The organism is Rhodococcus sp. WY5 (assembly GCF_018588185.1).
GTDB classification, from domain to species: Bacteria; Actinomycetota; Actinomycetes; order Mycobacteriales; family Mycobacteriaceae; genus Rhodococcus_F; species Rhodococcus_F qingshengii.
In genome coordinates, this window is sequence record NZ_JAAMPR010000001.1 from 1,000,981 (window position 1) to 1,026,591 (window position 25,611).

General features: G+C 63.7%; 21 protein-coding genes. 14 read left to right on the forward strand and 7 right to left on the reverse strand.

Annotated elements, in window-relative coordinates; translation table 11 throughout:
* Positions 1-5: 5 nt before the first annotated feature.
* Positions 6-2,333: a bifunctional diguanylate cyclase/phosphodiesterase gene (locus G4D79_RS04565; protein ID WP_099696841.1), complete on the reverse strand. Its 2,328-nt coding sequence runs from the start codon at positions 2,331-2,333 to the stop codon at positions 6-8.
* A 138-nt stretch (positions 2,334-2,471) separates the two neighbouring features.
* On the reverse strand, positions 2,472-4,028 hold the full coding sequence (locus G4D79_RS04570; protein ID WP_099696942.1) for a TM0106 family RecB-like putative nuclease: 1,557 nt from the start codon (positions 4,026-4,028) through the stop codon (positions 2,472-2,474).
* A gap of 124 nt (positions 4,029-4,152) precedes the next feature.
* Here G4D79_RS04570 and G4D79_RS04575 point away from each other — a divergent pair, with 124 nt between their 5' ends.
* From G4D79_RS04575 to cysC, 8 genes are all read left to right on the forward strand, one after another.
* Positions 4,153-4,806 carry a DUF6474 family protein gene (locus tag G4D79_RS04575; RefSeq protein WP_003944178.1) on the forward strand — a complete coding sequence of 218 codons (654 nt, stop codon included), beginning with the start codon at positions 4,153-4,155 and terminating at the stop codon, positions 4,804-4,806.
* Positions 4,807-4,820: 14 nt separating this feature from the next.
* A complete protein-coding gene (locus tag G4D79_RS04580) occupies positions 4,821-5,336 on the forward strand; it encodes a hypothetical protein (protein WP_003944165.1) in 516 nt (171 codons plus the stop codon).
* A gap of 49 nt (positions 5,337-5,385) precedes the next feature.
* Positions 5,386-6,054: a YcnI family protein gene (locus tag G4D79_RS04585; RefSeq protein WP_099696842.1), complete on the forward strand. Its 669-nt coding sequence runs from the start codon at positions 5,386-5,388 to the stop codon at positions 6,052-6,054.
* Positions 6,054-6,572, forward strand: a complete 519-nt coding sequence (locus tag G4D79_RS04590; protein WP_083058035.1) for a copper resistance CopC family protein — start codon at positions 6,054-6,056, stop codon at positions 6,570-6,572. Before G4D79_RS04585 ends, G4D79_RS04590 begins: the two co-directional genes overlap by 1 nt.
* 4 nt (positions 6,573-6,576) lie before the next feature.
* Positions 6,577-7,518 carry a copper resistance D family protein gene (locus G4D79_RS04595; RefSeq protein ID WP_003944164.1) on the forward strand — a complete coding sequence of 314 codons (942 nt, stop codon included), beginning with the start codon at positions 6,577-6,579 and terminating at the stop codon, positions 7,516-7,518.
* 122 nt (positions 7,519-7,640) lie between these two features.
* Positions 7,641-8,450 (forward strand): Stf0 family sulfotransferase, encoded by an 810-nt coding sequence (locus G4D79_RS04600; RefSeq protein WP_007735934.1) that lies wholly within the window; start codon positions 7,641-7,643, stop codon positions 8,448-8,450.
* The gene (gene cysD, locus G4D79_RS04605; RefSeq protein ID WP_042920624.1) at positions 8,447-9,361 is read left to right on the forward strand and encodes a sulfate adenylyltransferase subunit CysD; all 915 of its coding nucleotides are present in this window, start codon (positions 8,447-8,449) and stop codon (positions 9,359-9,361) included. Before G4D79_RS04600 ends, cysD begins: the two co-directional genes overlap by 4 nt.
* Positions 9,361-11,241: an adenylyl-sulfate kinase gene (gene cysC, locus G4D79_RS04610; protein ID WP_058227363.1), complete on the forward strand. Its 1,881-nt coding sequence runs from the start codon at positions 9,361-9,363 to the stop codon at positions 11,239-11,241. Before cysD ends, cysC begins: the two co-directional genes overlap by 1 nt.
* On the opposite strand, the gene G4D79_RS04615 is transcribed toward cysC, so the two are convergent.
* From G4D79_RS04615 to G4D79_RS04630, 4 genes are read right to left on the reverse strand one after another with little or no spacing between them, the layout of a single operon-like run.
* Positions 11,238-12,608 (reverse strand): sulfatase, encoded by a 1,371-nt coding sequence (locus tag G4D79_RS04615; RefSeq protein ID WP_003944134.1) that lies wholly within the window; start codon positions 12,606-12,608, stop codon positions 11,238-11,240. The genes cysC and G4D79_RS04615 overlap by 4 nt on opposite strands.
* A 56-nt stretch (positions 12,609-12,664) precedes the next feature.
* Positions 12,665-15,862, reverse strand: coding sequence for a carboxyl transferase domain-containing protein (locus G4D79_RS04620; protein ID WP_099696843.1), 3,198 nt, complete (start codon positions 15,860-15,862; stop codon positions 12,665-12,667).
* A complete protein-coding gene (locus G4D79_RS04625; protein ID WP_099696844.1) occupies positions 15,859-17,556 on the reverse strand; it encodes an AMP-binding protein in 1,698 nt (565 codons plus the stop codon). Before G4D79_RS04625 ends, G4D79_RS04620 begins: the two co-directional genes overlap by 4 nt.
* A gap of 25 nt (positions 17,557-17,581) precedes the next feature.
* Positions 17,582-18,217, reverse strand: a complete 636-nt coding sequence (locus tag G4D79_RS04630) for a TetR/AcrR family transcriptional regulator (protein ID WP_054828442.1) — start codon at positions 18,215-18,217, stop codon at positions 17,582-17,584.
* Between the two features lie 150 nt (positions 18,218-18,367).
* On the opposite strand from G4D79_RS04630, the gene G4D79_RS04635 reads away from it, so the two are divergent.
* Together G4D79_RS04635 and G4D79_RS04640 are read left to right on the forward strand one after the other, a co-directional pair.
* A complete protein-coding gene (locus G4D79_RS04635; protein WP_080726737.1) occupies positions 18,368-19,744 on the forward strand; it encodes a M20/M25/M40 family metallo-hydrolase in 1,377 nt (458 codons plus the stop codon).
* A complete protein-coding gene (locus G4D79_RS04640) occupies positions 19,741-21,303 on the forward strand; it encodes a YfcC family protein (protein WP_050657054.1) in 1,563 nt (520 codons plus the stop codon). The genes G4D79_RS04635 and G4D79_RS04640 overlap by 4 nt, the downstream gene beginning before the upstream one ends.
* Before the next feature lies 1 nt (position 21,304).
* On the opposite strand, the gene G4D79_RS04645 is transcribed toward G4D79_RS04640, so the two are convergent.
* On the reverse strand, positions 21,305-21,892 hold the full coding sequence (locus G4D79_RS04645) for a DinB family protein (protein ID WP_003944177.1): 588 nt from the start codon (positions 21,890-21,892) through the stop codon (positions 21,305-21,307).
* A gap of 18 nt (positions 21,893-21,910) precedes the next feature.
* Between G4D79_RS04645 and G4D79_RS04650 the strand changes: the two genes are divergently transcribed.
* The 4 genes from G4D79_RS04650 to G4D79_RS04665 all read left to right on the forward strand — a co-directional run bounded on the left by G4D79_RS04650 (position 21,911) and on the right by G4D79_RS04665 (position 25,610).
* Complete coding sequence (locus tag G4D79_RS04650) at positions 21,911-23,158, forward strand: hypothetical protein (RefSeq protein WP_058227365.1); 1,248 nt, start codon at positions 21,911-21,913, stop codon at positions 23,156-23,158.
* A gap of 68 nt (positions 23,159-23,226) precedes the next feature.
* Entirely contained in the window at positions 23,227-24,873 is a 1,647-nt protein-coding gene (locus G4D79_RS04655; protein ID WP_050657053.1) for an MFS transporter, read from the forward strand.
* A gap of 3 nt (positions 24,874-24,876) precedes the next feature.
* Entirely contained in the window at positions 24,877-25,329 is a 453-nt protein-coding gene (locus G4D79_RS04660) for a DUF6325 family protein (RefSeq protein ID WP_007735911.1), read from the forward strand.
* Positions 25,326-25,610, forward strand: a complete 285-nt coding sequence (locus G4D79_RS04665) for an SHOCT domain-containing protein (protein WP_007735909.1) — start codon at positions 25,326-25,328, stop codon at positions 25,608-25,610. The genes G4D79_RS04660 and G4D79_RS04665 overlap by 4 nt, the downstream gene beginning before the upstream one ends.
* Position 25,611: the final 1 nt, after the last annotated feature.

Below are 25,611 nucleotides of genomic sequence, written 5' to 3' on the forward strand. Positions count from 1 at the left end.
AGTTGTCAGAACGAATGAAAATACCCACCGTTGGAGTGGGCAGTTGCGCTGAGGTACTCGGCCACTTCCTTCGCCGGCATCGGTCGGCTGACGTAGTAACCCTGAACCAATTCACAACCGGCGGTAAGCAAGAGCCTCAGCTGGTCGGCCGTCTCCACGCCTTCCGCCAATGACTGCATACCGAGCGCCTTCGTCACCTCGACCACCGAAGTGACAACTGCCGAATCACCCTCGTTCAATTCGGTGATGAACGACCGGTCGATCTTGAGGATGTCCAACGGCAGTTTCTTCAAACTCTCGAAAGACGAATAGCCGGTTCCGAAGTCGTCCAGGGCAATCGCAATTCCGGTGGCACGCAGGCGATCCAACTCGGCGACGGCAAGCTCCTCCACTGCTCCCGTCTCTGTGATTTCCAGCTGAAGCCGTTTGCCGGACAGACCGCTTGCCTCCAGCGCATCGTTCACGGCTGATCCGAAGCCGGACGACATCAGTTGCACCGGAGAGACGTTCACCGTCACGTACGTGTCGTCGGGCCACGTCGCGGCTTCGGCGCACGCCATGTGCAGTACCTGGAGTCCCAGAGGGACTATCAAGCCGGTCTCCTCCGCGACATCGATGAAAATGTGCGGTGCAAGCACGCCCCGCACCGGGTGATTCCAGCGAAGCAGTGCCTCGAAACCCTCGACGCGGCCGGTGTCCGCACGAACCTGCGGTTGGTAGTACAGCTCGAACTGCCGAGACTCGATCGCAAGCCCAAGTTCTTGCAGGGCCGATGCTCGCTCCCTGGCCCGCGCCCGCAGCACCGGTGAGTATCTTCCTACCCGGTTCTTGCCGGCGGATTTTGCCGCATACAGCGCCAGGTCGGCGGACATGACAAGCGTGTCCGCGTCTTCGGAATCTGCGGGTGCGCCGGCATAGCCGATCGATGCACGAACCTCGATGCGATTCCCCCGCACGTAAAACGGCTCACGCAATGCATCCAGATAGCGAGCGAACACCTCTCCGCCGTCCCCTGTTCCCCGCAAGACGACGCCGAATTCGTCACCACCGATTCGCGCACACATGGCGCCGTCGACCACCCGATTGAGCCGTGCAGCAACGGAAATCAACAATTTGTCACCGACAGGGTGCCCTAACGTGTCGTTCACCGACTTGAAATTGTCCAGGTCGAGGATTCCGACAAGGACTTCCTCGCCGGTTCGGACGGTGCCGAGCGCGTCGGACAGCTCCGAGCCGAACGTCCGGCGATTCGGGAGCCCGGTCAGTCCGTCGGTTGCAGCAAGCCACAGAATTCGCCGCTCGTAGTTGTACTTCTCGGTGATGTCCGAGCCCACGCCTCGCCAACCCACGAACTCCGTGGCCTCGGATAGCCGGGGATGACCCGACAGAGACCACCATCGGTCGACGCCGTCGACACGAACGGGAATGACGACCTCTCGAAACGGCATGAGGCGGTCGAGGTGATCTCCGATGACCTGGACCGCGGCTCGGCCACTCTTCGTCGAACCCACGTCGAGCCGATCCAACAATCCGCGCAGCGACAGGGTTCGCAAGTCGGAGACGGGAACTCCCGAGATCTGCGACAGCCGAGCGGAGGTGTGCGACAACGTCCCGGTGGTGTCGACTTCCCACAGCCAGTCGCGTGACCCACCCTCGAAATCGTCGAGAAGCAAACTGACCGTCTGGCGCTCGGCAGCAGCCTCGAACTCGGCAAGACAACGACTTCGGAACGACGCCCAGAGGTACACGACGCCGATAATCAGTGTCACCGAGTACACGACCAACTGGAACGAGAGGACAGCGTATTCCGTGGTTCCCTTGGGCAGGATAACGACGAGCAATCCGATGCTGTGCACCAGAATCCACGCTACCGCTATGGACCGAACCGTCGACAATGCTACGGCGCCGGCGCCCATGACTCCGGCGAATGTCGCTAGAAGCACAAGCTTTCGCGAGTTGTCCGTCACGGGAAGCATCGCGGCGGCGAGAACGACAAGCAGAAGCCCGAGCAGGATCACCTCGAGCATGAGCGCCCAGTAGTCGTACTTCGTCGTATGTTTGGGCGTGTACCGGCCCTTCAGGACGACTCGCGGTATCCAGACGCGCACCGAATTGAGGACGACCAAGAAGGCCGCAGAACCCCAGATCACCCGAAACTCGTTGTGACCGGGGGGTACGACATACACAAGCAAAGCGCACACGCTGAGTACATTGACCATGTTGGCCAGTGGCGCGACCGTCGTCACCTGCAGTATCTGGCGTGCGAAGAGGTCGCGCCGCTCGACGTCAGACAGTTCGGCGTCGCTCGCACTCGAAGTCAGCCTGCTCAGCATGCAACACCCTCCATCGTGGAGCCGACCAGATGAAGGTAGCGCGGATGCGGGTTCCGGACACACGATGACGAGAAACTACGAGTTGAAACATACTGTTAAATAGGATGTTTCAGACAATCGCGACAGAACGGATCAGCGCTACAGCTCGGAAGCCAGCGGAATTTCCTTCTCCGCGCGGTCCGTCATCCACTCACGGAGGACCTTGGTGGCAATGACGTCGTCCTCGTTGTACTGCAGGATGCGTGTCCGCTGCGTCTCGTCCGGCTCACCGTCGTAGCCGACCGCCTCGCGGTACCACGCCATCGACGCTTCACCCCCGGCCTCGGCGTCACGCCAGTTGAAGCCGGCGACGGGCGCAATCTTCTTGAGCCCCTTTCCGTTCGGGCAGATGAACTGATCACTCACTGCTTGATAGATGTCGACCCACTGCGGACTGTCGATGAACTCGCGGATCTCGTCCTTACTCGGAATCCCGGGTTCACCGGCAAACCTGCGCGCCGAGTCCAACAACCACTTGTCCTCGGCTGAACGCGAATAACAGTATGCGGCAAAGGTTTTACCCGAAGCAGCGGCCGCGGCACGCTCCGCCATCAGCCAGCCCCAGAACTCTGCGAACGACCGCGCCTCGTCACGCGTCGGCAGCGGATCCCACGTCGCAAATCCTCGATACATCGAGAAGCCGCCGACATTGAGCAACGTCCCCCACAGGTACGCGCCGTGCTCCTGATAGCTCTCCATGTCGACGTCGATCTCGATGTCCGCCCGAGTCACCGAGATCTTCTCGAACCGCCGCACCAACGGAGCATCTGCCAACCACGCCTTGGCGATCACGACTGCGTCGTCGAAATTTCCGTGCGGCCAATCTTCGAGCGGCTCGCCGTCCCAGGCGGCCAACTGATCGATCGTGTTGCAGCCGACGTCGCGCAGAAGCTCGGCCCGCGATCCGACAGCCACCAGGCTGACGTCGCGGTTGCGAACCAATTCCTGCTTGCATTCGGTCCACCACGGGCACGACTTGCACTCGCTCACCTGTGACGGAGACGTCAGCACCTCACCGCGGGCCACAGCGATACGGTCGGCGAAACGCTCGTCGTAATCGTCGAGAATCGCGCTGAGGTCGTGGACGAGGATGCAGTCTCCGTTGTATCCGATCGCGCCTGCCGTCAGCGACGGGCTCGCCAGCCCACGACGCTCGAGCATCCGATAGACCTGCGCGACGCGCATCTGATCGCGGACCTGACTGCGGACCTTGCGTTTGGGATCGGCCGCGGGCTCCCATTCGAAGAGCCCCGAGGTGATCGCGCCCTGGCCGGGATCGGTCACCTTGTGATTGACGACAATGACGGGGATGTACCCGCCACCCTCGTCGTCACGGATGAGCATTTCGCAGCGGCCCTTGCGTCCGGTGTCGCGCTCGACCGGCAAGACCGCGCCCCAGATCCGGTCTGCGCCGGCCTCACAGGCAGTGAGAGTGTCACGAGCCTGAGCCGACGCCGATTGGTCGGGGTTGATCTTCACCCAACGCTCGGGAGCAGCACCGATCACGAGTTCGGCGATCTCCGCGCGCTTCGCGATCGCGGCATCCTGGCGCTGCTTGATGCCGGTGTCGACGGGTTCCGAAGCCGATTTCCCGGGAAACAACCCGTCCAGACGCACCCGATGACGGCATCGGGTCAACGCCCCCGAATCGATGATCGGGAGCTGGGGCGCGGGGTTGTTAACGGAACACACGATGACGAAGATTATGTGCTCCCCTAGGCTGAAGCCGAAGCGCAGGTACCTGGCAACACACAAACACCTGGAAACGGGGTCCTTTTCGATGGGGTTGTTCAAGAAGCGAAAGTCTCGTGCCACCCGCAAGGCGGAGGCAAAGGCTCTCAAGCACAAGGCTGAGGTCGAGGCGAAGCTCAACGCCAAGAGCCAGCGTAAGCGCGACAAGGTCGAGACCAAGTCGCTCAAGAAGCTGGAGAAAGCCGAGATCGAGTCACAGCACAAGATCGAAAAGGCGCAGATCGCGACCCTGAAGGCGCAGGAGAAGGCCGCTGCGAATCAGGGCCTGACCGTCGCCAAGGTGCGTAAGTACCTGGGAGTGGCACGTCTGCTTGCCCCCGTTCTCCTGCCGATCGCTTACCGCGCAGCCACGGCGGTGCGCGCCCAGCTCGACACCACGCGTGCACAGAAGATGGGCATCGCCGTCGACCAGCTCGGTGACTACACCGGTCACGGCGCGAAGTTGAGCGCTCGTATCGCCGGCGCCGAGAGCTCGGTCACCGAGATCCTCAGCCGCAAGCCCGACGACGCGGAGACGCAGCGTTTCGCCGCCGCCATCCGTGAGCGCCTCGGCGACCTCAGCACGGCAGTTCGCGCTGCCGAGCAGATGCCGCAGGCTCGCCGTAAAGCAGCTCACCAGGCGATTTCTTCCGAACTCGACGGCGTCGAAGCAGATCTGCTCGCACGTCTCGGCGTGCGCTAGACCTGAGAACGCCAGTGAGAGCAGCCGAGCAGACCGCGACCCTCCGGGGGACAGCTGTCGGTTCCGCTTCGGCTGCTCTCGCTGTCGCCGCGCACGGGATCGGCGGAGGCGAGCTGCCACAGTCGTCGTCGCTGACCCTGTTGCTCGCCGTCTGCGCAACCGTCGGTGCCGTGACGGCCACCCTTCCCGCCCTCTCACGGGGGCCCGCTGCCCTGATCGTTGCTCTGGGTCTGGGTCAGCTCGCCGCGCACACCACCATGACGCTCTCCGAGCACGCTCATTCGCCCGCTCCGGGATTGGTGATGCTCGGTGCTCACGCCGGTGCCACCGTCGCTTGTGCGGTGGCGGTCCTGGCCGCCGAGCGCCTCTACCGCGTTGTCACCCACGCTCTCCACGTCGTCCTGGCGTCTCTGGCTCCCGCCGCTGTCACTTCCCGCGGCCACACCGTCTCGACCGGAATCCATCACGGACCTGTCGACGCTCTACTTCGCGCCAGCATCTCGCGGCGCGGTCCTCCTGCCCTGGTCTGAAGATTCGTAGAATGCCCCCCTTCACCAGACCAAGAGGACACTTCCCGACATGAAGAACACCCTGATTTCGCGCGCGGTTGTCACGACCGTCGCTACCGGCAGCGCCGTGCTGCTGGCCGCCGGAATTGCTTCAGCACACGTCAGCGTCGTCGCACCAGGAGCTGCGCAGGGCGGATACTCCGTTCTCACGTTCCGCGTGCCCACCGAATCCGACACCGCTTCGACCACCAAACTGACGGTGGCGCTCCCCGACCTCAAGTCGGCACGCACCGAACCGATGCCCGGCTGGACCGCCGTCGTGGAGAAGGACCCCACCTCGTTGGTCGCCAAGTCCGTGACGTGGACCGCCGACCCCGGCGTCGGAATCGCCCCCGGCCAGTTCCAGCAGTTCGTCCTTTCTGCCGGCCCGCTGCCGGAGCAGGACGAGGTCGAGTTCAAGGCCGTGCAGACGTACAGCGACGGCAACGTCGTCAACTGGGATCAGGAAGAGCTTGCCGACGGCAGCGAGCCGGACAAGCCCGCCCCGACGCTGACTCTCGCCGCGTCCACCGGCGATGCCCACGGAGCCCCCTCTGCCGATAACACTGCCGAGACGTCCGCTGCTTCCGAATCTTCTTCGTCAGACAACACCGCGCGCTGGCTCGGCGGCGTCGGCCTGGTGCTCGGCGCGTTGGGCGCTGCACTCGGCCTCGGCGCACTGGTCAGGAGCAAGCGCTGATGAGTACCCGGATCAAGGTCATCGCCGTCGGCATGCTCGCGATGCTGGCCACGATGCTCGGAATGGGCACGGCCAGTGCACACTCCGCGGTGGTCGGCTCCAACCCGGAAAACGGTGCGTCCATTCAGGTTGCGCCTGACACGGTTTCGGTCACGTTCAACGAGGCTCTGCAGGCACAGTTCGCGGCGCTGACCGTCACCGGTCCCGACGGCAACCTCTGGACCAAGAGCGATCCGTCCGTCGAAGGACCCACTGTCAGTGCAGACCTCGGCGATCTCGGGCCGACCGGCATCTACACCATCGCGTACCGCGTCACCTCCGCTGACGGTCACCCCGTCAACGGAACCCTGACGTTCACCCTCACCGAGGCGGGGTCGGGCACTCCCGGCGCTGCCGCCGCGTCGAGTACGGGTGAGTCGGAGTCCGGCAGCATGCCGGTGTGGATCTTCATCGTCGCCGGCGTCGTCGTGTTCGGCGGTGCGCTGTTCTTCGTGCTCCGTAAGCCGAAGTCGAGCTGATCGCGTGACGGGTACGGCAAACAGGTGGTGGTTGCTGTTTGCCGTACCCACAGCTCTGCTGGGAGTCCTGATCGCCTGGGGCCTCGCCAGCCCGTCGGGACCCGAATCGTCGAGCACGGTCCGCGTTCTCGCGATCGGATGTGGTTCGTTGACGCTCGGCATCGCGACTCTCGCCTGGATGGGCCGCAGTGAACGCCGCCCGGCAACAACCCCCGCCGTCATGTGGACTCAGCTCACCGCGGTGGCAGCAGTGTGGCTCGTCGCCGAGATCACGCTCCTCGTGCTCAATGCCGCAGCGGCCGACGGCGCCCCGGTCACCTCGCTGACCATCGGGCACTTCGGCGCATTCGTCTCCGAGGTCAACGTCGGCCGCGTCGGCGTCGCGATCATCGCGTGCGCGTTTGCCGTCGTCTGTTACGGCATCTACGGATTCACCAATCCCGAGACGGTGCCCGTCGCACCGGCATTGGTCGTCTCCGCGTTGGCGCTCGCTGCCCGCCCGATCACCGGGCACATGGCGCAGCAGAGCTTCGGATCGATCCTCGACGCCGTTCACGTCCTCGCTGCGGCCTTGTGGTTCGGCGTGCTCGCCGCACTCGCGCTTGCCGTACCGTCGCGCGGTGCCTGGGCGATCTGGTTGCCCAAGTACTCCGCTCTCGCCTGGCGATGCGTCCTCGCGCTGGTCGTCACCGGTATCGTCAACGCCGTCGTGCGACTCGACTCACTCTCCGCCTTCTACGACACCGCATACGGCCGGGTGATCCTCGCCAAGATCGTGGCGATCGGACTGCTCGTCGCCTTGGGATGGTGGTGGCGCCGGACATGGGTGGTCGCGAGCGCTGCACACCGCATGAGTTCGGACGGATCCTTGCGTCGCGCCATCGGTGAAGTTGTCTTCATGGCCATCGCATTCGGGCTTGCTGCGGCCCTTGCGACAACTGCGTAAGACGTGCCTCAGCGCGACATTTCGTGACCCGCACATTTAACGTTTCACGTCGAGATTTAACCTCTACGTGAGTTTATTTTCCCAGCTTGCGGCGGTTTCCGGCCCCCCTTAGCGTTGCTCGCATGACGGAGGCCCAACGCTCGTTTCTCGTCTGCGCTTCGCAGCGCAGCGGCAGTACTTTGCTGGTCGAATCCCTGCGAGCAACCGGGGTCGCGGGTGAGCCGGAAGAGTTCTTCCAGTACCTCCCCGAGACCTCGCGATCGCCGCAACCGAGGCAGTGGTTCGAAGACGTCACGGACGAGTCCGTCCTGGGTCTGCTCGCCCCGTTCCACCCGGGCACGCCGGACACTCGCACCTCCGAACAGTGGCGCACACAACTTCTCGAACTCGGCCGAACCCCCAACGGAGTCTGGGGTGGCAAGCTGATGTGGAACCAGACGCCGCTCCTACTCGATCGCGCGGCCGGATTGCCCTGGCGCAGTGGGACGGACCTACGTTCCGCACTCCACGACACCCTCGATCACGACCTGCAGTTCATCCACGTCTATCGAGAAGATGTCGTCGCTCAAGCTGTGTCGATGTGGCGCGCCGTGCAGACACAGGTTTGGCGCGACGACGCGACTCCACCGAATCTCTCGGACGGTGCGCAGTACAACGCAGTCGGAATCGCGCACCTGGTGACGATTCTCGGTGAGCAGGAACGCCAATGGAAGCGCTGGTTCGAGGAAGAGGACATCTCTCCCATCGAAGTCGGGTTCCGCGATCTCACCGAAGACCCGCAGTCCGTGGTCGCAAAAACCCTCATCTCCCTCGGCCTCGACGGACAACTGGCCCCGCCACCGCCGCTGCGTCGTCAGAGCGACGGACGATCCCGCGAATGGGTGCAGCGTTATCGCATCGACGCCGAACAGAACGGATATCCCGTCACATGAGCACCGTCACCGATGTCGTCGACGAACTCCGAGTTCTCGAATCCGAAGCGGTTCACATCATTCGAGAAGTGGTGGCAGAACTCGAGAGACCGGTACTGCTCTTCTCGGCCGGCAAGGACTCGATAGTCCTGCTTCGTCTGGCCGAGAAGGCGTTCCGGCCCTCCCCACTCCCTTTCCCGGTCCTGCACGTCGACACCGGTCACAATTTCGAGGAGGTCATCGAATTTCGCGACCGTCGAATCAAGGAGGGCGGGCACACACTTCTGGTTGCTTCCGTTCAGGATTCGATCGACCAGGGCAGAGTGCAGGAGTCGACCGAGACCGGCGGATCGCGAAACCGCCTGCAGACCAGAACCCTGCTCGACGCTCTCGAAGCTGGAAGGTTCGACGCCGCGTTCGGTGGCGCCCGCCGGGACGAGGAACGTGCGCGCGCCAAGGAAAGAGTCCTCAGCTTCCGTGACGAGTTCGGCCAGTGGGACCCGCGAGCGCAACGGGCCGAACCGTGGTCGCTCTACAACGGTCGGATCAGACGCGGCGAGTCCGTTCGTGTCTTCCCGCTGAGCAACTGGACCGAGCTCGACATCTGGCGCTACATAGCCCAGGAGGAACTGGAACTGCCGTCCATCTATTTCGCGCACCAGCGGAGGGTATTCGAGCGCGACGGAATGCTCCTCGCTGCTTCCGAATTCAGCACCGACGCCGAGAACGCCGCGGCAACGACCGAGTGGGTGCGATATCGAACCGTCGGCGATCTGACCATCACCGGCGCCGTTCGATCGCACGCCACCACTATCGACGACGTCGTCACCGAAATCTCGGCCGCGACGGTTTCCGAACGAGGCGAGACTCGCGCAGACGACCGAACGTCGGTCGCCGCGATGGAAGACCGAAAGCGTGAGGGCTACTTCTGATGACGACCACCATCACTCGCCAACTCCTGCGACTGGCCACGGCGGGTAGCGTCGACGACGGCAAGAGCACGCTGATCGGCCGACTGTTGCACGACACCGACAGTCTGCCAACCGATCACCTCGATTCCGTGACCGACGAGCACGGTGTCGCCGACCTGGCTGCACTCTCCGACGGACTACGTGCCGAGCGTGAACAGGGCATCACGATCGACGTCGCGTACCGATTCTTCTCCACTCCGACCAGAAGTTACGTACTCGCCGACACCCCGGGGCACGAACGCTACACGCGCAACATGTTCACCGGAGCATCCAATGCTCACGTAGCGGTCCTGCTGGTCGACGCGAGGACCGGCGTGCTGCGTCAGACCCGTCGGCACGCCAGAATCGCCGCACTGCTCGGTGTTCCGAACCTTGTAGCCGTGGTGAACAAGATCGATCTGGTGGACTTCGACGAAGCGAGATTCGCTCAGGTGCAGGAAGAATTGCGGGCCTTGGCACGGCAAGTCGGACGCGAGGACGTACTCGCCATACCGGTCTCCGCGAAAGCCGGCGACAATGTCGTGACGCGGTCCGAGAACACCGCGTGGTACGAGGGGCCGACGCTCCTCGAGTACCTCGAAGGCGTCGAACTCCATGCGCCCGCGACGCACATCGAGGAGCTTCGGCTTCCCGTGCAATGGGTTTCGCGCCCCGATCCGCAGAATCGTCGCCGGTACACCGGCCGGATTTCGGCAGGCACACTGAGCGTCGGAGACGAGGTAGTGGTCCTGCCGTCCGGATCGAAGAGCACCGTGATCAGTCTGGACACTCTCGACGACAACCGCAGTACTGCCGTTGCACCACTGTCGGTTTCGGTGGAACTGGCCGACGACATCGACGTCGGACGTGGCGACGTTCTGGTCAGCGGCGGTGCGCAGGCTCATTTGCCGGTTCTGGCCCGAGAACTCGAAGCCACCATCTGCTGGTTGTCCAACACACCGTTGCGCGCGGGCGATCGGATAGCGCTCAAACACACGTCCCGGACCGTGCGAGCGACCGTCCAAGAACTGCACACCCGTCTCGATCCTGAAACGCTCGACGAGCAGGACAGCCCAGTCGAATTGGGACTCAACGACATCGGAACGGTCACGCTCCGAACCAGTTCCGTGGTGGTCGCCGACACCTACGACCACAATCGGGACTCTGGCGCCTTCATCCTGATCGACGAGCAGAGCAACGACACCGTCGGCGCCGGCACCATTCTCGAACCACGCGTCGTCGTTCCCGGCGAGCAGACCCGCAACGACATCAAGTGGCATCCGTCCTCACTCGAACGTCAACGGCGATGGGCGTCTACCACCCAGAGGGGCGCGACGATCTGGTTGACCGGCCTACCTGCATCCGGAAAATCTACCGTCGCAGTCGCTGTCGAACGTGCGCTCGTCGACGCGGGACGCACCGCGTATCTGCTGGACGGTGACAACGTCCGCCACGGTATCTCCGACGATCTCGGGTTCTCGCCGGGAGACCGAGCCGAGAACATCCGACGCGTCGGGCATCTCACTCGACTGTTCGCCGACGCCGGCGTGGTGGCGATCGCGTCGATGGTCTCGCCACTGCGTTCGGATCGAGCAATTGCGCGCGCGCTCAACGAAGCTGCCGGGCTCACCTTCCTCGAAATTGCCGTCACCACCCCCGTCGAAGAATGCGAACGCCGTGATCCCAAGGGCCTGTACGCACGTGCGCGGGCGGGTGAACTGAAGGGGCTCACCGGAATCGACGCGCCTTACGAGACGCCGGAGGACCCGGACCTGGCATTCGACACAACCGGCGCTGACATCAACGAGCTGGTCGAGCGGGTCATCGCATTGTTGGAAGAGCGCGAAGCCGCAAGGCCCTAGGGATTTTCGGTGTCCGACTCGAGGTAACCGCGGTCCGCACTGTAGGCGGACCGCACGTTGGGTCGGACACCGATCTTCTCGAGGTACGCCGCCATGCGGTGCACCGCCATCGCGCTTCCCAATGCCTCGTCCGGGAGACGATCGTCGGTTTCGGCGCGCCACGTGTGAAGCTGCGAGGACAATTCCGCCTGTATTGCCGAGACTTCCGGTCGATCGATCAGATTGATCTTCTCGTCCGGGTCGGCACGGAGGTCGTACAGCTCCCGGGGTGCGCGTACCGCAAGATGCTCGGTGCCGAGCGCTTTTCCGGAAAGACTGTCCTCGATGTCGAGCGGTAGATCCAGAGCCGGGCGGACGGCGTAGTTCTCGATGTAGCTGTAGTCCTTGGTGCGCACCGCACGAATGGGATCGAAGCTGTCGTGAAAGGTCTTCTCCGTGAACAGGGAAGTACGAACGGGTTCGGACGGTTCGGTTCCGCGGTCGACGAGGGCATCGGCGTGCGAGCGCCCTTCCACCTCGGTGGGGACGTCGATTCCGAGCAGATCGAGAATGGTCGGAACAAGATCCACACCACTGAACAGTGTCTCGTATTCCTTTCCGCCACTGCGATACCGCGCGGGAGGCCGAGCGATCAAGGCAATACCGGTACCCGGGGCGTAGAGCGTCGACTTGGCACGCGGGAACGCCGCGCCGTGATCAGTGAGGAAGAAGACCCAGGTGTTCTCGTCGAGCCCCTCTTCCTCGAGGGTCGCGAGCAGTTCCCCCACCGCGGCGTCGGCCACCTCTACGCTGCCGTGGAATTCGGCCAGATCCTCGCGCACCTGTGGCACGTCCGGAAGGTATCCGGGGACCTCCAGGGCTGCGGTGTCCGCCGGGGTATAGCGATCGGCGGGGTACGGGCGATGCGTTTCGAAGAATCCCGTGGTGAGCAGGAACGGCTCGGGCGGGAAGCGTCGTAGCCAGTTCTGGGCACGCGGAACCACGTAGTCGCAGAACGAGTTGGTGACGTCGTACTCGTGGTAGCCCAGTCGCTTCGGATACGCAGTCTCGTGCTGCATGCCGAAGAGCGAGGTGTACCAACCGTTGTCGGAGAGGATCTGCGGGAGCGTCTGCACCTCAGCGTGGTACTCCCAGCCGTGGTGCGCCAACCCGATCAGACCGTTGTTGTGCGGATACCTGCCCGAGAAGAGCGATCCGCGCGAAGGCGAGCACAGCGGCGCCGTCGCGTGTGCGTCGGTGAACCGGATGCCTTCTGCCGCCAGCCGGTCGAGATGGGGGCTGTTGACCCCGGCGACACCGTAACTCGCGAGGTGCCGCCCCAGGTCGTGCCAATGAATGATCAGGACGTTATCTCGCGCAGCCGACACGTGGGCAAGGCTAGTTGCCCCGCCCACGTGCGGCAACAGCTCGAATCAGCAGGATCTCAACTGTTTCTGCAGAGTTGTCTGATCCATCCGCGGGTACCGGCCGGATCGATGACGTCGTCCAGTTCGAACGTGGTCGCCGCCATCAGCGCCTTGCCCTGTGCGTAGGCCAGTTCCACGAACTGACCGAACAGCGTTTCCCGAGCCACCGGATCTTCGACGGACTCGAGTTCCTTGCGGAAACCGAGACGCACAGCACCTTCCAGACCCATCGGCCCGATCTCGCCCGTCGGCCACGCGACCGTGAACTCGGGGGCGTGGAAGGAACCACCGGCCATTGCCATTGCGCCCAACCCGTAACCCTTGCGCAGGATGATCGTTCCGAACGGCACGGTGAGGCGAGCACCGGCAACGAAGAACCTGCCGAACCTTCGAACCGTCGCCTCCTCCTCCGAATCCGGGCCCACCATGAATCCCGGTGTGTCGCACAGCGTCACCAGAGGGATGCGGTGCGCTTCGAGCAGTTCCAGGAAATCCGAAGCCTTGTCCGAGGCTTCCGCGTCGATCGCGCCGCCGAGATGCTCGCTGCTGTTCGCCAGCACACCGTACGGAACTCCTTCGACACGAACGAGTGCGGTTACTACACCGCGTCCGTAGTCTCGACGCAGTTCCAGGACGCTGTCGACGTCCGCGATTGCGTCGATCGCTCCACGAACGTCGTACGAGCGCAGGCGATTCTCCGGCACCACATGCCGCGAGAGCCGCGGATCCGGAGCGGTCCACTCTCCGCTCGCACCCTGGAAGTAGCCGAGGTACTGCTTGGCCAGCGCCACCGCATGAGCGTCGTCGTCAGCGACCAGGTGTACGACGCCGTTGCGGCGCTGCACGTCGATGGGGCCGATGTCCTCGGGGCGAAAGTTTCCGAGCCCGCCGCCCTCGACCATGGCAGGACCACCCATCCCGATGTTGGCGTCCGGTGTCGCGATCAGGACGTCGCACGCGCCGGCCAGGGCCGCGTTGCCTGCGAAACAGCGCCCGGACACGACGGCGACCATGGGCACCCGCCCGCTCAGCGCCGCCATGGCGCGGAAGGTTCCCAGCTCGAGGCCCGCCCCGGCGCCGGCGTCGGTGTCACCGGGGCGACCGCCGCCACCTTCCGCGAACAGCACCACCGGAACTCGCTTGCGATCGGCGATCTCGAGCAGGCGGTCGGTCTTGGCGTGATTGCGCATGCCCTGGGTACCGGCGAGCACCGAGTAGTCGTACGAGATCACGACGCTCTCGCCGCCGCTGATGGTCGCCACTCCGCCGATCAACCCGTCGGCAGGAGTGTTGGCGATCAGGTCTTCCTCGCTTCGCCGACTCCGCTGCGCCGCCAGCGCGAGAGCGCCGTACTCGACCAGGCTGTCGTCGTCGACCAGGTCGTAGACGTTCTCGCGAGCAGTCCGGCGTCCCAGCTTGTGACGCTTCGCCACGGCTGCGGGCCGGGCCGGGTCCAGGGTCACCTCGTGGCGAGCGATGATCTCCGCGAGATCGGGACGCACGTCGTCGAGGTCCACCTCGTCGACCTCGGCGAGCTTCGATCCCGCGCTTGCACTACGGACGACGAGCAACGGTTCGCCCGCACCCACCGACCTCCCCGGTGACGACAGGACCCGGACCACTTCGAGATCACCGGGCGCCGAGAGAACATGCTGCATCTTCATCGCCTCGAGGACGGCAACCTGGCCACCCGCATGGACGCCGTCACCGACTGCCGCGAGTTCGACGACGATGCCCGCCATCTGTGCACGGACCACATCCTCGTCCGGTGCCACGTCCACAGACGAGGAGGGCGTTTGTGGGCCAACGTCGGGGACGAGGTCCGCCAATCGAGAACCCAACCAGTCGACGTCGACCAGGCCGTCGCGGAAGTCCTTGTCCGACAGTATTGCCTGCAGGAACTCGATGTTGGTCGCTACGCCGCCGATGGCGAACTCACTCAAAGCGGCAATCGACTTGCGCACCGCGGCAGGGAAATCCGATCGACGCGTGTGGGTGATCACCTTTGCCAAGAGCGAATCGTAACGCGCACTCGGCGAGAGTCCGACCGTACCGAAGGTGTCCACTCGCACGCCGGGCCCGCCCGGAGGAGTGAAGTTGTCGAGCGTGCCCGACGAGGGCAACGCATTGCCGTCCGGCGTCATGGTTTCCATGTTGACGCGGGTCTGGATCGCGATTCCCGAAGCGTTTGCCACGGATCCGACTGTCTCCGAGCCCTTCTCGACAGCGATGATCCCTGTTGGCAAGTCCAAGTTCTCGAACGGAACTCCGTCCGCGATCGCGAGCTGCACGGAGACGAGGTCGACTCCGGTGACCTCCTCGGTCACCGTGTGCTCCACCTGAATTCGGGGATTGACCTCGAGGAAGACGAAGCCGCGTTCCTCGACGAGGAACTCGACCGTCGCGATGCCGCGGTAGCCGACCTCGGCGCACAGCCTCGCCGCCGCAGCGTGAAGACGATCGCGCAGGGCCCCCGACAGCCCCTGCGCGGGCGCAACCTCGATCAACTTCTGATGGCGACGTTGGACGCTGCAATCGCGGTCCCCCAGAGCGAGCGCGTGGGTTCCACCTTGCCCCGGTGCCGCCACGATCTGCACTTCGATGTGCCGAGCGTGCTCACTGAGTACCTCGGCGAACAGTGCCGAACTGCCGAATCCCGACTGGGCTTCGGCCGCACACACACGGTACGCGTCGTCGAGTGCTTTCGGGTCACGCACCGCGCGCATGCCGCGGCCACCGCCGCCGCTGAGCGCCTTGATCATGATCCCGCGGGAATTGCGCTCGAAGAATTCACGCACCTCGTCGAGGTCGGCGTTCGCCGATGTCGACGGCAGGACCGGCACTCCTGAGTCGACAGCCGCGGTGCGGGCACTGGCCTTGTCGCCGAAAGTCCGGAGAACCTGGGCGTCCGGGCCGACGAAGACGATGCCCGCCTCGGTACACGCCTGCGCGAATTCGGCGTTCTCACTGAGGAACCCGTAACCTGGGTGCACGTGCGTGGCGCCTGTTTCGGCCGCGATCTTCAGCAAAGCCCCCTGATCGAGATACGCGGATGCGCCCGACGCTCCGAGCGGCACCGACTCCGTGGCCGCCGCGACGTGCGGACTGGACGCGTCGTCCTCGGCGTACACCGACACCGTCTCGATCCCGAGTTCACGGGCAGTTCGAATGATCCGCAGCGCAATTTCGCCGCGGTTCGCAATCAGCAGTCTCACTTGTCCCCCTGAGTGCGCTCGAACAGATCGCCCTTGCGCACCTTTCCTGTCGCTGTCATCGGAAGCGCCTCGAGCACTTCCACTTCGGGCACCTTGTACGTGGCCATGTTCTCCTTCGCCCACGAGACGATCTCGTCGGCCACAGTGTCGGAACCCTCGACCAGTTGGACAAACGCAAAAGCCACCTGCCCCTTGTCCGGGTCCGGTTTCGGCACCACCGCAGCCTTTTCGATCGCCGGGTGCAGCATGAGCAGCGCTTCCACCTCGGAGGGAAAGACACTCATGCCGTTGGTCTTGATCATTTCCTTGTTCCGCGCCAAATAGTGCAAACCGCCACGCTCACTGAACTTTCCGACGTCACCGGTCTGCAGCCAGCCGTCACGGATGGCGTCGGCGGTGGCCCCCTCGTTGCGGTAGTACGCGGAAAGGATGGATGGGCTGCGCACGATGATCTGCCCGTGCTCGCCGACGGGAACCGGCCTGCCGTCGTGATCGACGATCAGAACGTCGGTGCCGGGCACCGGAATTCCGCAGAACACCGGCTCGCTTTTCAGGTCGTAGTCGCCGTCCTGGAAGCCGAGGGTGATCGTGTCCGCGGTGTGGGTTTCGGTCATGCCGTAGCTCGCTTCGCGCAGAACGCCGCCGGTAGCCTCGCGCCACCGCTGGCGCGTGGCCGGATCGAGTTTGAGAACGAACGAAACTGCCATGACGTTCTGGAGTGTCGAGAGATTTCGCTCCGCGAATCCTGGCGTGTCCATCAGTTCGACGTAATTGTCGACAGTTCCGACCAGCGAGGTCACGCCGTAAGCCTCGACAGCGTCGAGCGTGGTCTCCGCATCCCAACGATTCAGCAGGACCACGGTTCCGCCGTTGACGAGCGGAACCAGGATGCCGAAGTCCTCACCTGCGATCCAGAAGATCGGCAGAAACACCAGGGACACCGGCGGATTGGCACCCACCTGGTCACCGCCCGCAAGCGTCGCGGTGGCCGCGGTGTAAACCATGTGGCGCTGAGTGTGCTCACAGCCCTTGGGCATTCCCGTCGTTCCGCCCGTGTAGTTCAGGGCGGCGAGGGAATCGAGTTCGGTGGCGACAGGAGTCGCCCGCTCACTGGTGATGATCGACTGCCAGTCGCTCAGGCGCGGATCGTCGACCTCGAAGGGCAGTTCGACGGTCGGGATCGCCGTCAGCATGTCCGACACTGCAGTCTTCGCGACGTGTTCGAGTGGAGTCTGTGTGCGAACCTTCTTCACCAACTTCGAGAAGGTGTTCTGCGTCAGTAGGACCTTGACGCCGGCATCGTTGAGTTCGTGAATCAATTCATGTTCACGGAAGAGTGGATTGATCGGCACGTGAACCGCACCGACCTTGAGAATGCCGAGCATCGCGATATGGAACTGAGGGCAATTGACCAGGTGAACGCCGACGCGATCGCCGCGTTCGACTCCGAGTGACAGCAGCCATCCGGCAAAACGATCCGAAAGCTCGTCGTATTCGGAATACGTGATGACCCGGCCGTAGAAGACGATGGCAGGAGTATCCGGCCGCTCGATCGCCCAATGCCGCAAGTAATCGACAAGTCCCCCACCTTCGAGCGGATACTCGACGGCGCGGGGAATGCCGGCGGGCCAATGCGCTTGTTGCAGCGCAGAGATCTCCGCCAGAGCCGCTTCGAGCACGTCTTGTTCTGCCACCGATCACTCCATTCGTAAAAGAAATCTATTTCGACTCTTCGAACCCGATCAACCGCTCGGACATCGTCGTCATATCTGCAATGAACTGGTTCTGCTCTTCGACACTCGCCTTACTCAGTCGTGCTCCACCGGCCATCTGTGCGTCCGAGATCATCTGAACGAGCACCGGGGGCGAAACACAGGGATCTACGTCGTGAACCCGTCGAATCCGTTCGACAAACCGGACGTAGCGGCTCACGAGCTTTTCGCGAACCGCCGACCAACTGCGCTCGACCTCGGAATCCACCCGCGCCCGATGCTCGATCACCGCGAGCAGGTCACCGTAGGTGTACACGGCCGTGATGAACGCCGACGTGGTCGTTCGGAGAACTTCGCGTAGATCCTCGGCCGCCGGGCCCTCCATGTGCTGAGCGTCGAGGAAGCGTCGGCACATCATTTCGGCGACGGCGCGGAAGACCTCGTCCTTCGACGAGAAGTACGCGTAGAAGGTCGCCCGGGACACATCAGCCCTGGTCGTGATCGTCTCGACCGTCACGGCGTCGTATCCGAGTTCGCCGAAGCAGAGGGCAGCGGTGTCGAGCAGTCCGGCACGGCGTGGACCGTCGCCGAGTTTGCGGGCTGTCCGCGCTCGCTCCTGCGTTTCACTGGTGGTCACCGTCACAGTGTGTGTTGACGTTGACGTCAATGTCAAGAATCGCGAGCCCGGCGCCCCACTTCGGCTTTTTGTTCGGGTCACCCTTTCACACCCCGCATATCGGGTGTAAGACTCTGCCTCTAATGTTTTTCGCCTTTCCCAGAAGGAGTCAAATCCGTGCCGGAAGAATCCGCCTCGCCCTCCTATTCCACAATCAAGGAAACAGTTGCAGCTTTGATGCCGGCACTGGAGTCGGAACTCGTCGAACTTGTTCGTATTCCGTCGATAGCAACAGAAGGTTTCCCCAGCGAGCCCCTGTTCGAGGCTCACGACCTGATCGTTTCTCTATTGGAGAAGTCCGGAGTCACGAAGATAGAGAAACTCGAAATAACAGGTAAAACTGCGCCGGTCATCATTGCAACAGTTCCCGGTCCAGAGGGAGCCCCGACCGTATTGATGTATTCGCATTACGACGTCGTTCCCGCCGACGACGTCGAACTCTGGGATTCACCGCCTTTCGAACCGAGCAAGCGTGACGGCGCGATTTACGGCCGCGGTACGGCAGATTCGAAGGCAAACGTCATCGGCATGATCGGCGCGCTTCGCGTCTTCGACGGAAAGCCGCCGGTGACGGTCAAGCTCGTCATCGAAGGCCAGGAAGAATTCGGCAGCCCCTTCGACAACTATCCGCCGGAAGCCCCCGAATTGTTTGCGGCCGACGCAATGGTCATCGCCGACGTCGGGAGCGTTCGACCCGGATCACCGACCCTGACCGTCGCACTGCGCGGATCGGCCCAGGTGATCGTCGAACTCACCACTCTCGGAGCCGACAAGCACAACGGCCTCTACGGCGGCGCCGCACCGGACGCCCGCCTCGCGCTCATCCGCGCACTGGCGTCGCTGCACGACGACAACGGTGACGTGGCGGTCGACGGCCTCATGCGCGAACCGTGGACCGGCAGTTCATACACCGAGGACGAGTTCCGCACCCTCGCCGAGATCCGTGACGGGCTTCCGCTGCTCGGAACCGGCGGCATCGGCGAACGCATCTGGTCGGGCCCGGCCATCACCGTGACGGGAATCGACGCTCCCCCTGTGGACGGTGCGGTCAACGCCGTCGCAAGCACGGCCCGCGCCGTGATCAATCTGCGCGTACACCCGCGCCAACCTGCCACCGAGGCGCAGGCTGCTCTGGTCCGGCACCTGGAAGCCCTGCGCCCCTTCGGTTTGCAACTGACCGTCACCGCGGGAGAAACCGGCGACGGGTTTGCGGCAGCCGAAGGTGGACCGGCCTTCGACGCGGCATTGTCTGCACTATCGCAGTCGTGGGGTGAGCCGGCCGGGCTGATGGCAGGCGGCGGCTCGATCCCCCTCGTGATGGCCTTGGATACAGCAGTGCCCACCGCCGAGAAGCTGTTGTTCGGCGCCACCGACGGTTACGCGAACATCCACGGCCCCAACGAACGCGTCCTGCTCGACGAGCTCGAGAAGGCCGTCGTCGCCAAAGCACTGTTCTTCCAGGAGTACGCCGACACCTTCGAGGGGAAGAAATGAGCACCGAAACCGACACGGGGTCCGCACCTACTCCGGCCAAGAAGAAATTCGAGTTCCCCGGCGCGGTCACGATGCTCGCGATCGTCACCGTCCTGGTATGGATTGCGGCACTGTTCATTCCGGCCGGACGCTTCGGCGTCGACGTGGACGGCTCACCCGTTCCCGGCAGCTTCGAGACCGTCACGTCTCCGCTCTCGTTCTGGGAACGAATCCAGCAACTGATCCTCTCCCCCGTGAACGGCCTCTACGGCGTCCAGGATTCGATCACCGGGTTCGTCGACACCGACAACATCGGACGGCTCTTCGGTTCGGTCGGCGTAGTCCTCTTCATCATGGCGCTCGGTGCGTTCATCTCGGTCAGCTTTGCCACCCGCAGCCTGGAAACCGCTGTCTCCCAACTCGCTACCAAGCTCAGCGACAAGGGCTGGTTGCTCATCACCGTCATCATGGTGCTGTTCTCGCTGCTCGGTTCGACAATGGGCTTCTCGGTCGAGACGTTCGGCTTCTACGCCCTGCTCATACCGCTGATGACGGCACTGGGCTACGACCGCATGGTCGCGGCCACCATGATCATCCTCGGCGCTCTGGTCGGAAACATGGCGTCGACCGTCAATCCGTTCTCGATCGGCGTCGCCTCCGGTGAGGCAGGCGTCTCCATCGGTGACGGCATCGTGCTGCGCGTGATCCTGTGGATCGTATTGACCGCTGTGGCAGTGGTATTCGTTCTCCGCTACGCCGCAAAGGTGAAGAAGGATCCGTCCAAGTCGCTTGTCGGTTTCGACATCGCGGACGACGAAGACGAAGAGCCGGCCGAGCCGGTGGACATCGACGGCAAGCTCACCGGAACTCAGAAGCTGGTACTGCTCATCACCGGACTCACCTTCGGACTGATGATCTTCTCCGTCATCCCGTGGTCGAGCATCTTCGGCGCCACTACCGGTCCGGCCGAGTACGACGCGTACCACGTCACGGCAACCGAGCCCTACTGGTTCGAGTTGAACTGGTGGTTCCCGCAATTGGCGATGCTGTTCATCCTCGCCGCCGTTCTCGTCGGCATAGTCGCGAAGATGGGTGAGAAGAAGATCGTCTCCCTGATCACGCGTGGAGCCGGCGACATGGTCGGACCGGCGATCGTCATCCTGCTCGCTCGCGGCGTCTCGGTGATCATGACCAACACCGAAACCCTCGACACCATCCTCAACGCGATGGAGCAATTGGTCAGCGGCGCTTCGGCGGGGGTCTTCGCGATCCTGGTGATGCTCGTCAACATCCCGCTGGCGTTCCTGATCCCGTCCAGTTCCGGTCACGCCACCCTGGCGATGCCGCTGCTCGCGCCGCTGGGCGACTTTGCCGGAGTCAGCCGAGCACTCGTCATCACCGCCTTCCAGATGGGCCACGGCCTGATGCTGATGGTTGCCCCGACCAACGTCGTCGTTGTCGGCGGGTTGGCCATGGCGAAGGTCGGCTACGACAAGTTCCTGCGCTTCGTCTGGCCACTGCTACTGATCAACTTCGTGATCGTTGTCGTGGTGATCGGCGCGGCAGCGGTATTCGAGTAGTTCAAGCGTGGTGGGCCTCGCGTGCCGCCGTCTCCAGACGGTCGGTGTACTCGGCCCACCACGCCTCATCGCCGGGAGCCAGATTGTTGTCGCCCGCTTTCATCCCCGCGGCGCCGTCGATCAGCTCCCGCACGATGTCCGCGTGGCCGGCGTGCCGATGGATCTCGGTGACAACGTGAACGAGTATCCGGTGCAGTGTGACGTCGCGACGATCCTCCGGCCAGTGCTTCACGAAGCCGGGGGCGTCCAGATCGTGCTCCTCGATCGTGGCGTCGGCGAAAGCCCAGGTGCGGCGATAGGTTTCGACGATGTCGGCAGTGGACTCGTCGGCGCGGGCCCACATGTCGACGTTGAGTTCCTCCGAACGCAACCACGCGGGGAGATCGGGAACCCGACGGCCGAACGTAGGACCGAAATACCCGAGCTCGACGCCGATCATGTGTTTGACCAGTCCCAACAAGTTGGTCCCTGTCCGGGTCATCGGACGCCGAATGTCATACTCCGACAGCCCGTCGAGCTTCCAGACGAGCGCATCACGTGCTGCCTGCAGGTACCGCTGGAGATCTTCCTTTTCCGAGTTGGTGGTCATGAAACCAACCTAAACCGAGTGGAGCAGACATTGACAGCGGTCGAGGATCTGACCGAGGTTGCCTCCCGGGCCGTCGCCGCCGAGCGTGACGCCCGGTCGGTGCGCTGGCACAACCCGGCAGCCGTCCGCAAGGCTGCCGCGTCCGTCCGTGATTCGCTCGACGACGAACGATCAGCGCTGAGCCGACCGTCGTACAGCGGGTTGTCACCGTCGCCGCACATGGCGCGCCAACTCGAACTGATCACGACGTTGCAGCCGCCACTGCCCGCCGACGCCGGCATCGGCACCGCCGCGCAGGCCGAGGCCGACGCCGTCGCCGCGGTGACCACCGCACGGATAGCCTTGCGCGCCGCCCACCTTGCGGTTCTCGAAGCACGCGTCGCCGCGCTCGATGCCGGTGACACCGATACCGTCGCCGCCGCGATCCGTGGTTACGTCCCGCTGAACTCGGGCAACCCCGTCGTCCGGCATGTGCAGGATCTCGGCTCCCGGATCCGTGAGGAAGCACGGCACGTGGTGAGTGGAAAGCCTCGGTCGATCGCTTTTCGGCTGGGGCTGAGCCTCGGAATGGGCTTGGCGTACCTGGCATTCATTCGCCTCTTCCAGTGGGACACCAAGGAAGATCGACTGCCTTACCTTGCGCTGTATGCACTCTCGGGTGTGGTCGGAAGCGTCGTGTGCACCAATGCGCTCAGCTTCGACGCCGGCCGCGTGCGCGCTGCGTTGTCCGGTGGAACGAGGCTCTGGCACGTGCTCGTCGCGAAAAACGCGGTGATGCTGCTCCTCGTCGGCAGCGCCGGGTTCCTGCTCAGCGCCGTCCTCGCGTGGCGCTCCGGAAGCAGTGCTGACCTGGTGAAGGCGTGCGGCCAGGTGCTGACCATGATCCTGCTCTGGTTGGGGGTCGCGAACGTGATGTCGGTGAGCTTGCCGCTGCGGGCGGAACCGATGACGGCGCGGCGCCACGACGGCACGTGGAAGCAGTTCCTGCTGTCCTTCGTCATCTCGTACGGTGTCGGACTGATCGTCAATCTGATGCTCTACTGGCGCGTCTGGGCAAAGACGACGCTGCTCGAGCAGATGGGCGGTCCGTGGATTCCGGTCCTGCTGCTCCTCGCGAGCGCGGCCGCGACGTGGCTGTTGCTGACCGTGCTGGCCGTACTCCTGGCCGAGCAACCGCGCTTCCGTCGCGCCTTGCACCGGGAGATGGTGGTCTACCGCGAAGAAACCAACCACTTGCAGGCGACCATTCAGCACAATTCCGGCTAATGTAGCCGTGCGTGGCTGATCCGGGCACGTCGCGAGTACACGCAGTGTCGAGGAAGGCGTGACCCATCATGTCCGTAAAGCCTGGCGCGGCCGCCACAACGGCCGCCGTGAGCACCGCCTCCTGGCTACCACTCATCGTGGTGGTCCTCACCCAGATTCAGGCGTCGTTCGCCGTCAACGCCCTGACCGTCTCGATGGCCGGCATCACCACCGATCTCGACACGCCCGCAACAAGTGTCGGCACCGCGATCACCGCGGGCACCTTCGCCATGGCTGCCTTCATTCTGTTGGGGGCCAAGATCGGCGCCCGTTACGGAACGCGTCTGGTCTTCCAGATTGCCGTCGCGATTCACGGCCTCGCAATGGCCGCGGTCGCCCTGAGTCAGAGCCCGGCAATGCTGTTCGTGGCCCAAGCTGCATCCGGCGCCGTGATCGCCCTCATCGCTCCTGCGTTGACGGTCTTCATCGCCACGAACTTCAGTGGCGATCAGCAGGCAAAGGCCATCGGTTACCTGGCAGCAGCAATCCCGGCGGCCGGTGTGCTGGCGCTGCTCATCGCCGGTTCCTTCGCGACGACGATCGGGTGGCGATACTCGTTCGCCCTCGTCGTGGCTCTCGCGGTGGTCAACCTGATCCTGAGCTTCCGGGTCAAACCTGTTCCCCCGCAGAAGGACATCACCATCGACTGGGCCGGCGCCGCCATTGCTGCCGTTGCCGTCATCCTGCTCAGCTTCGGTTTCAGCGGCCTGAACTCGTGGGGCGTCATCCTGGCCACCGACGCTGCGCCGTTCTCGGTCATCGGTGTTTCACCCGCGGCCATCCTGATCGTCCTCGGCACCATCTGCGCGCAGGGATTCTTCCAGTGGACGCGAAGCCGCAAGGCGCAGAACAAGCCTCAGCTCTTCAACCTCGACGTCCTCAAGACCGGCGCCGAGCGCGCCACCACGATTTGCATGGCGACGATGATGTTCGTGGGAACCGCGGCCAACTTCCTCATTCCGCTGTACATGCAGATCATCCAGGGCCGCAGCAGCTTGCAGACGTCGTTCTCGATCATCCCGTACACACTTTCGATCTTCATCGCGAGCACCGTCGTCGCGCGTCTGTACAAGACGTACTCCCCGCGTCTGATCGCACGAGCCGGGTTCGTCGTCGTTGCCGCTGGACTCATCTTGTTGGCCTTCACCATTCGTGGCGACTGGCATCAGATCTTTGTCGTCATCGGACTGATCACCCTCGGCCTCGGGCAGGGCGCCATCGTTGCGCTGGTGTTCAACACCCTCCTCACCGCAGCTCCCAAGGAACTGGCCGGCGACGTCGGTGCCTGGCGGGGACTGGTACACAACATGTCCGGCAGCGTCGGCATCGCGGTGGCCAGCGTCTTCGCCGTCGGAATCCTTGGTTCCCTCGTCAGCTCGCAGCTGATCGACAACCCCACCATCCCGGCATCACTCAAGGTCGAGTCCGGGATCAATCTCGACCAGGTCAACTTCGTCCCCAACGATCAACTCGTCGTGACGCTCGAAAACACCTCGGCGACACAAGCACAGATCGACGAAGCCATCCGGATCAACACCGAAGCGCGCTTGCGCGCCCTGCGAACCTCGCTACTCGTCCTCGCCGGACTCTCCCTGCTCGCCATCATTCCGGCCGGCCGCATGCCCGACGAAGTACCTGCTCTGGAAGAACCGCAACCCACGAAGGGCAAGAAGTAACCGATGTCCAACCAAGACCAATTCGGTCCGATCGAATACGTTGCCGTCGAGTTTCCCGGCGGTGCACCGACCTCCGCAGGATTCGAGCAGCTGCTCACTCTCGTCGACTCCGGCGTGATCCGCATCCTCGACCTCGAGTTCGTCACCAAAGCCGCCGATGGATCAGTGGCCGTCGTACCGGCATCGACCTTCGAACTCGCAGATTTCGATCTGGCGCAGTTCGACGGCGCAGCCTCCGGACTGCTCGACGCCGGCGACATCGCCGCCGTTGGTGACGAGTTGGCCACCGGTAGTGTTGCCGCCGTGCTCGTTTACGAGGAACTGGCCATACTGCCGGTGATCGACGCGTGGACACGCAGCGGCGCAAAGATTGTCACCGAAGGTCACCTGAGCTTGGACGAACTTGCCACCGCACTCGACAACACCGCACCAGGCAATACGGAGAAGGACGCATGAGTTTCTTGAGGCGAGCCGGCCGGGTAGCCGTCGCAAGCTCCATTCACGGCAATGTTCAGCGCCGTCAGCGGACCCGTTGGGCCGCCGAAGATCAGGCTCGCGCAGCGCAGGCCCAGCCGGTGCCACCGATTCCCGATCTACCACCCCTGCCACCGCAGGCAGCTCCGGCAGCATCGATGGACTTGAAGCTCGAACAGCTCACCAAGCTGGGCGAACTCAAGAATGCGGGAGTATTGACCGAGGCCGAGTTCGAGACCCAGAAGGCACGTATTCTCGCCTGAC

Coding starts and splice junctions, on each gene's coding strand:
- G4D79_RS04565 (WP_099696841.1), bottom strand. CDS start 2,333: ATGCTGAGCAGGCTGACTTCGAGTGCGAGCGACGCCGAACTGTCTGAC.
- G4D79_RS04575 (WP_003944178.1), top strand. CDS start 4,153: ATGGGGTTGTTCAAGAAGCGAAAGTCTCGTGCCACCCGCAAGGCGGAG.
- G4D79_RS04585 (WP_099696842.1), top strand. CDS start 5,386: ATGAAGAACACCCTGATTTCGCGCGCGGTTGTCACGACCGTCGCTACC.
- G4D79_RS04590 (WP_083058035.1), top strand. CDS start 6,054: ATGAGTACCCGGATCAAGGTCATCGCCGTCGGCATGCTCGCGATGCTG.
- G4D79_RS04600 (WP_007735934.1), top strand. CDS start 7,641: ATGACGGAGGCCCAACGCTCGTTTCTCGTCTGCGCTTCGCAGCGCAGC.
- cysD (WP_042920624.1), top strand. CDS start 8,447: ATGAGCACCGTCACCGATGTCGTCGACGAACTCCGAGTTCTCGAATCC.
- cysC (WP_058227363.1), top strand. CDS start 9,361: ATGACGACCACCATCACTCGCCAACTCCTGCGACTGGCCACGGCGGGT.
- G4D79_RS04640 (WP_050657054.1), top strand. CDS start 19,741: ATGAGCACCGAAACCGACACGGGGTCCGCACCTACTCCGGCCAAGAAG.
- G4D79_RS04645 (WP_003944177.1), bottom strand. CDS start 21,892: ATGACCACCAACTCGGAAAAGGAAGATCTCCAGCGGTACCTGCAGGCA.
- G4D79_RS04655 (WP_050657053.1), top strand. CDS start 23,227: ATGTCCGTAAAGCCTGGCGCGGCCGCCACAACGGCCGCCGTGAGCACC.
- G4D79_RS04660 (WP_007735911.1), top strand. CDS start 24,877: ATGTCCAACCAAGACCAATTCGGTCCGATCGAATACGTTGCCGTCGAG.
- G4D79_RS04665 (WP_007735909.1), top strand. CDS start 25,326: ATGAGTTTCTTGAGGCGAGCCGGCCGGGTAGCCGTCGCAAGCTCCATT.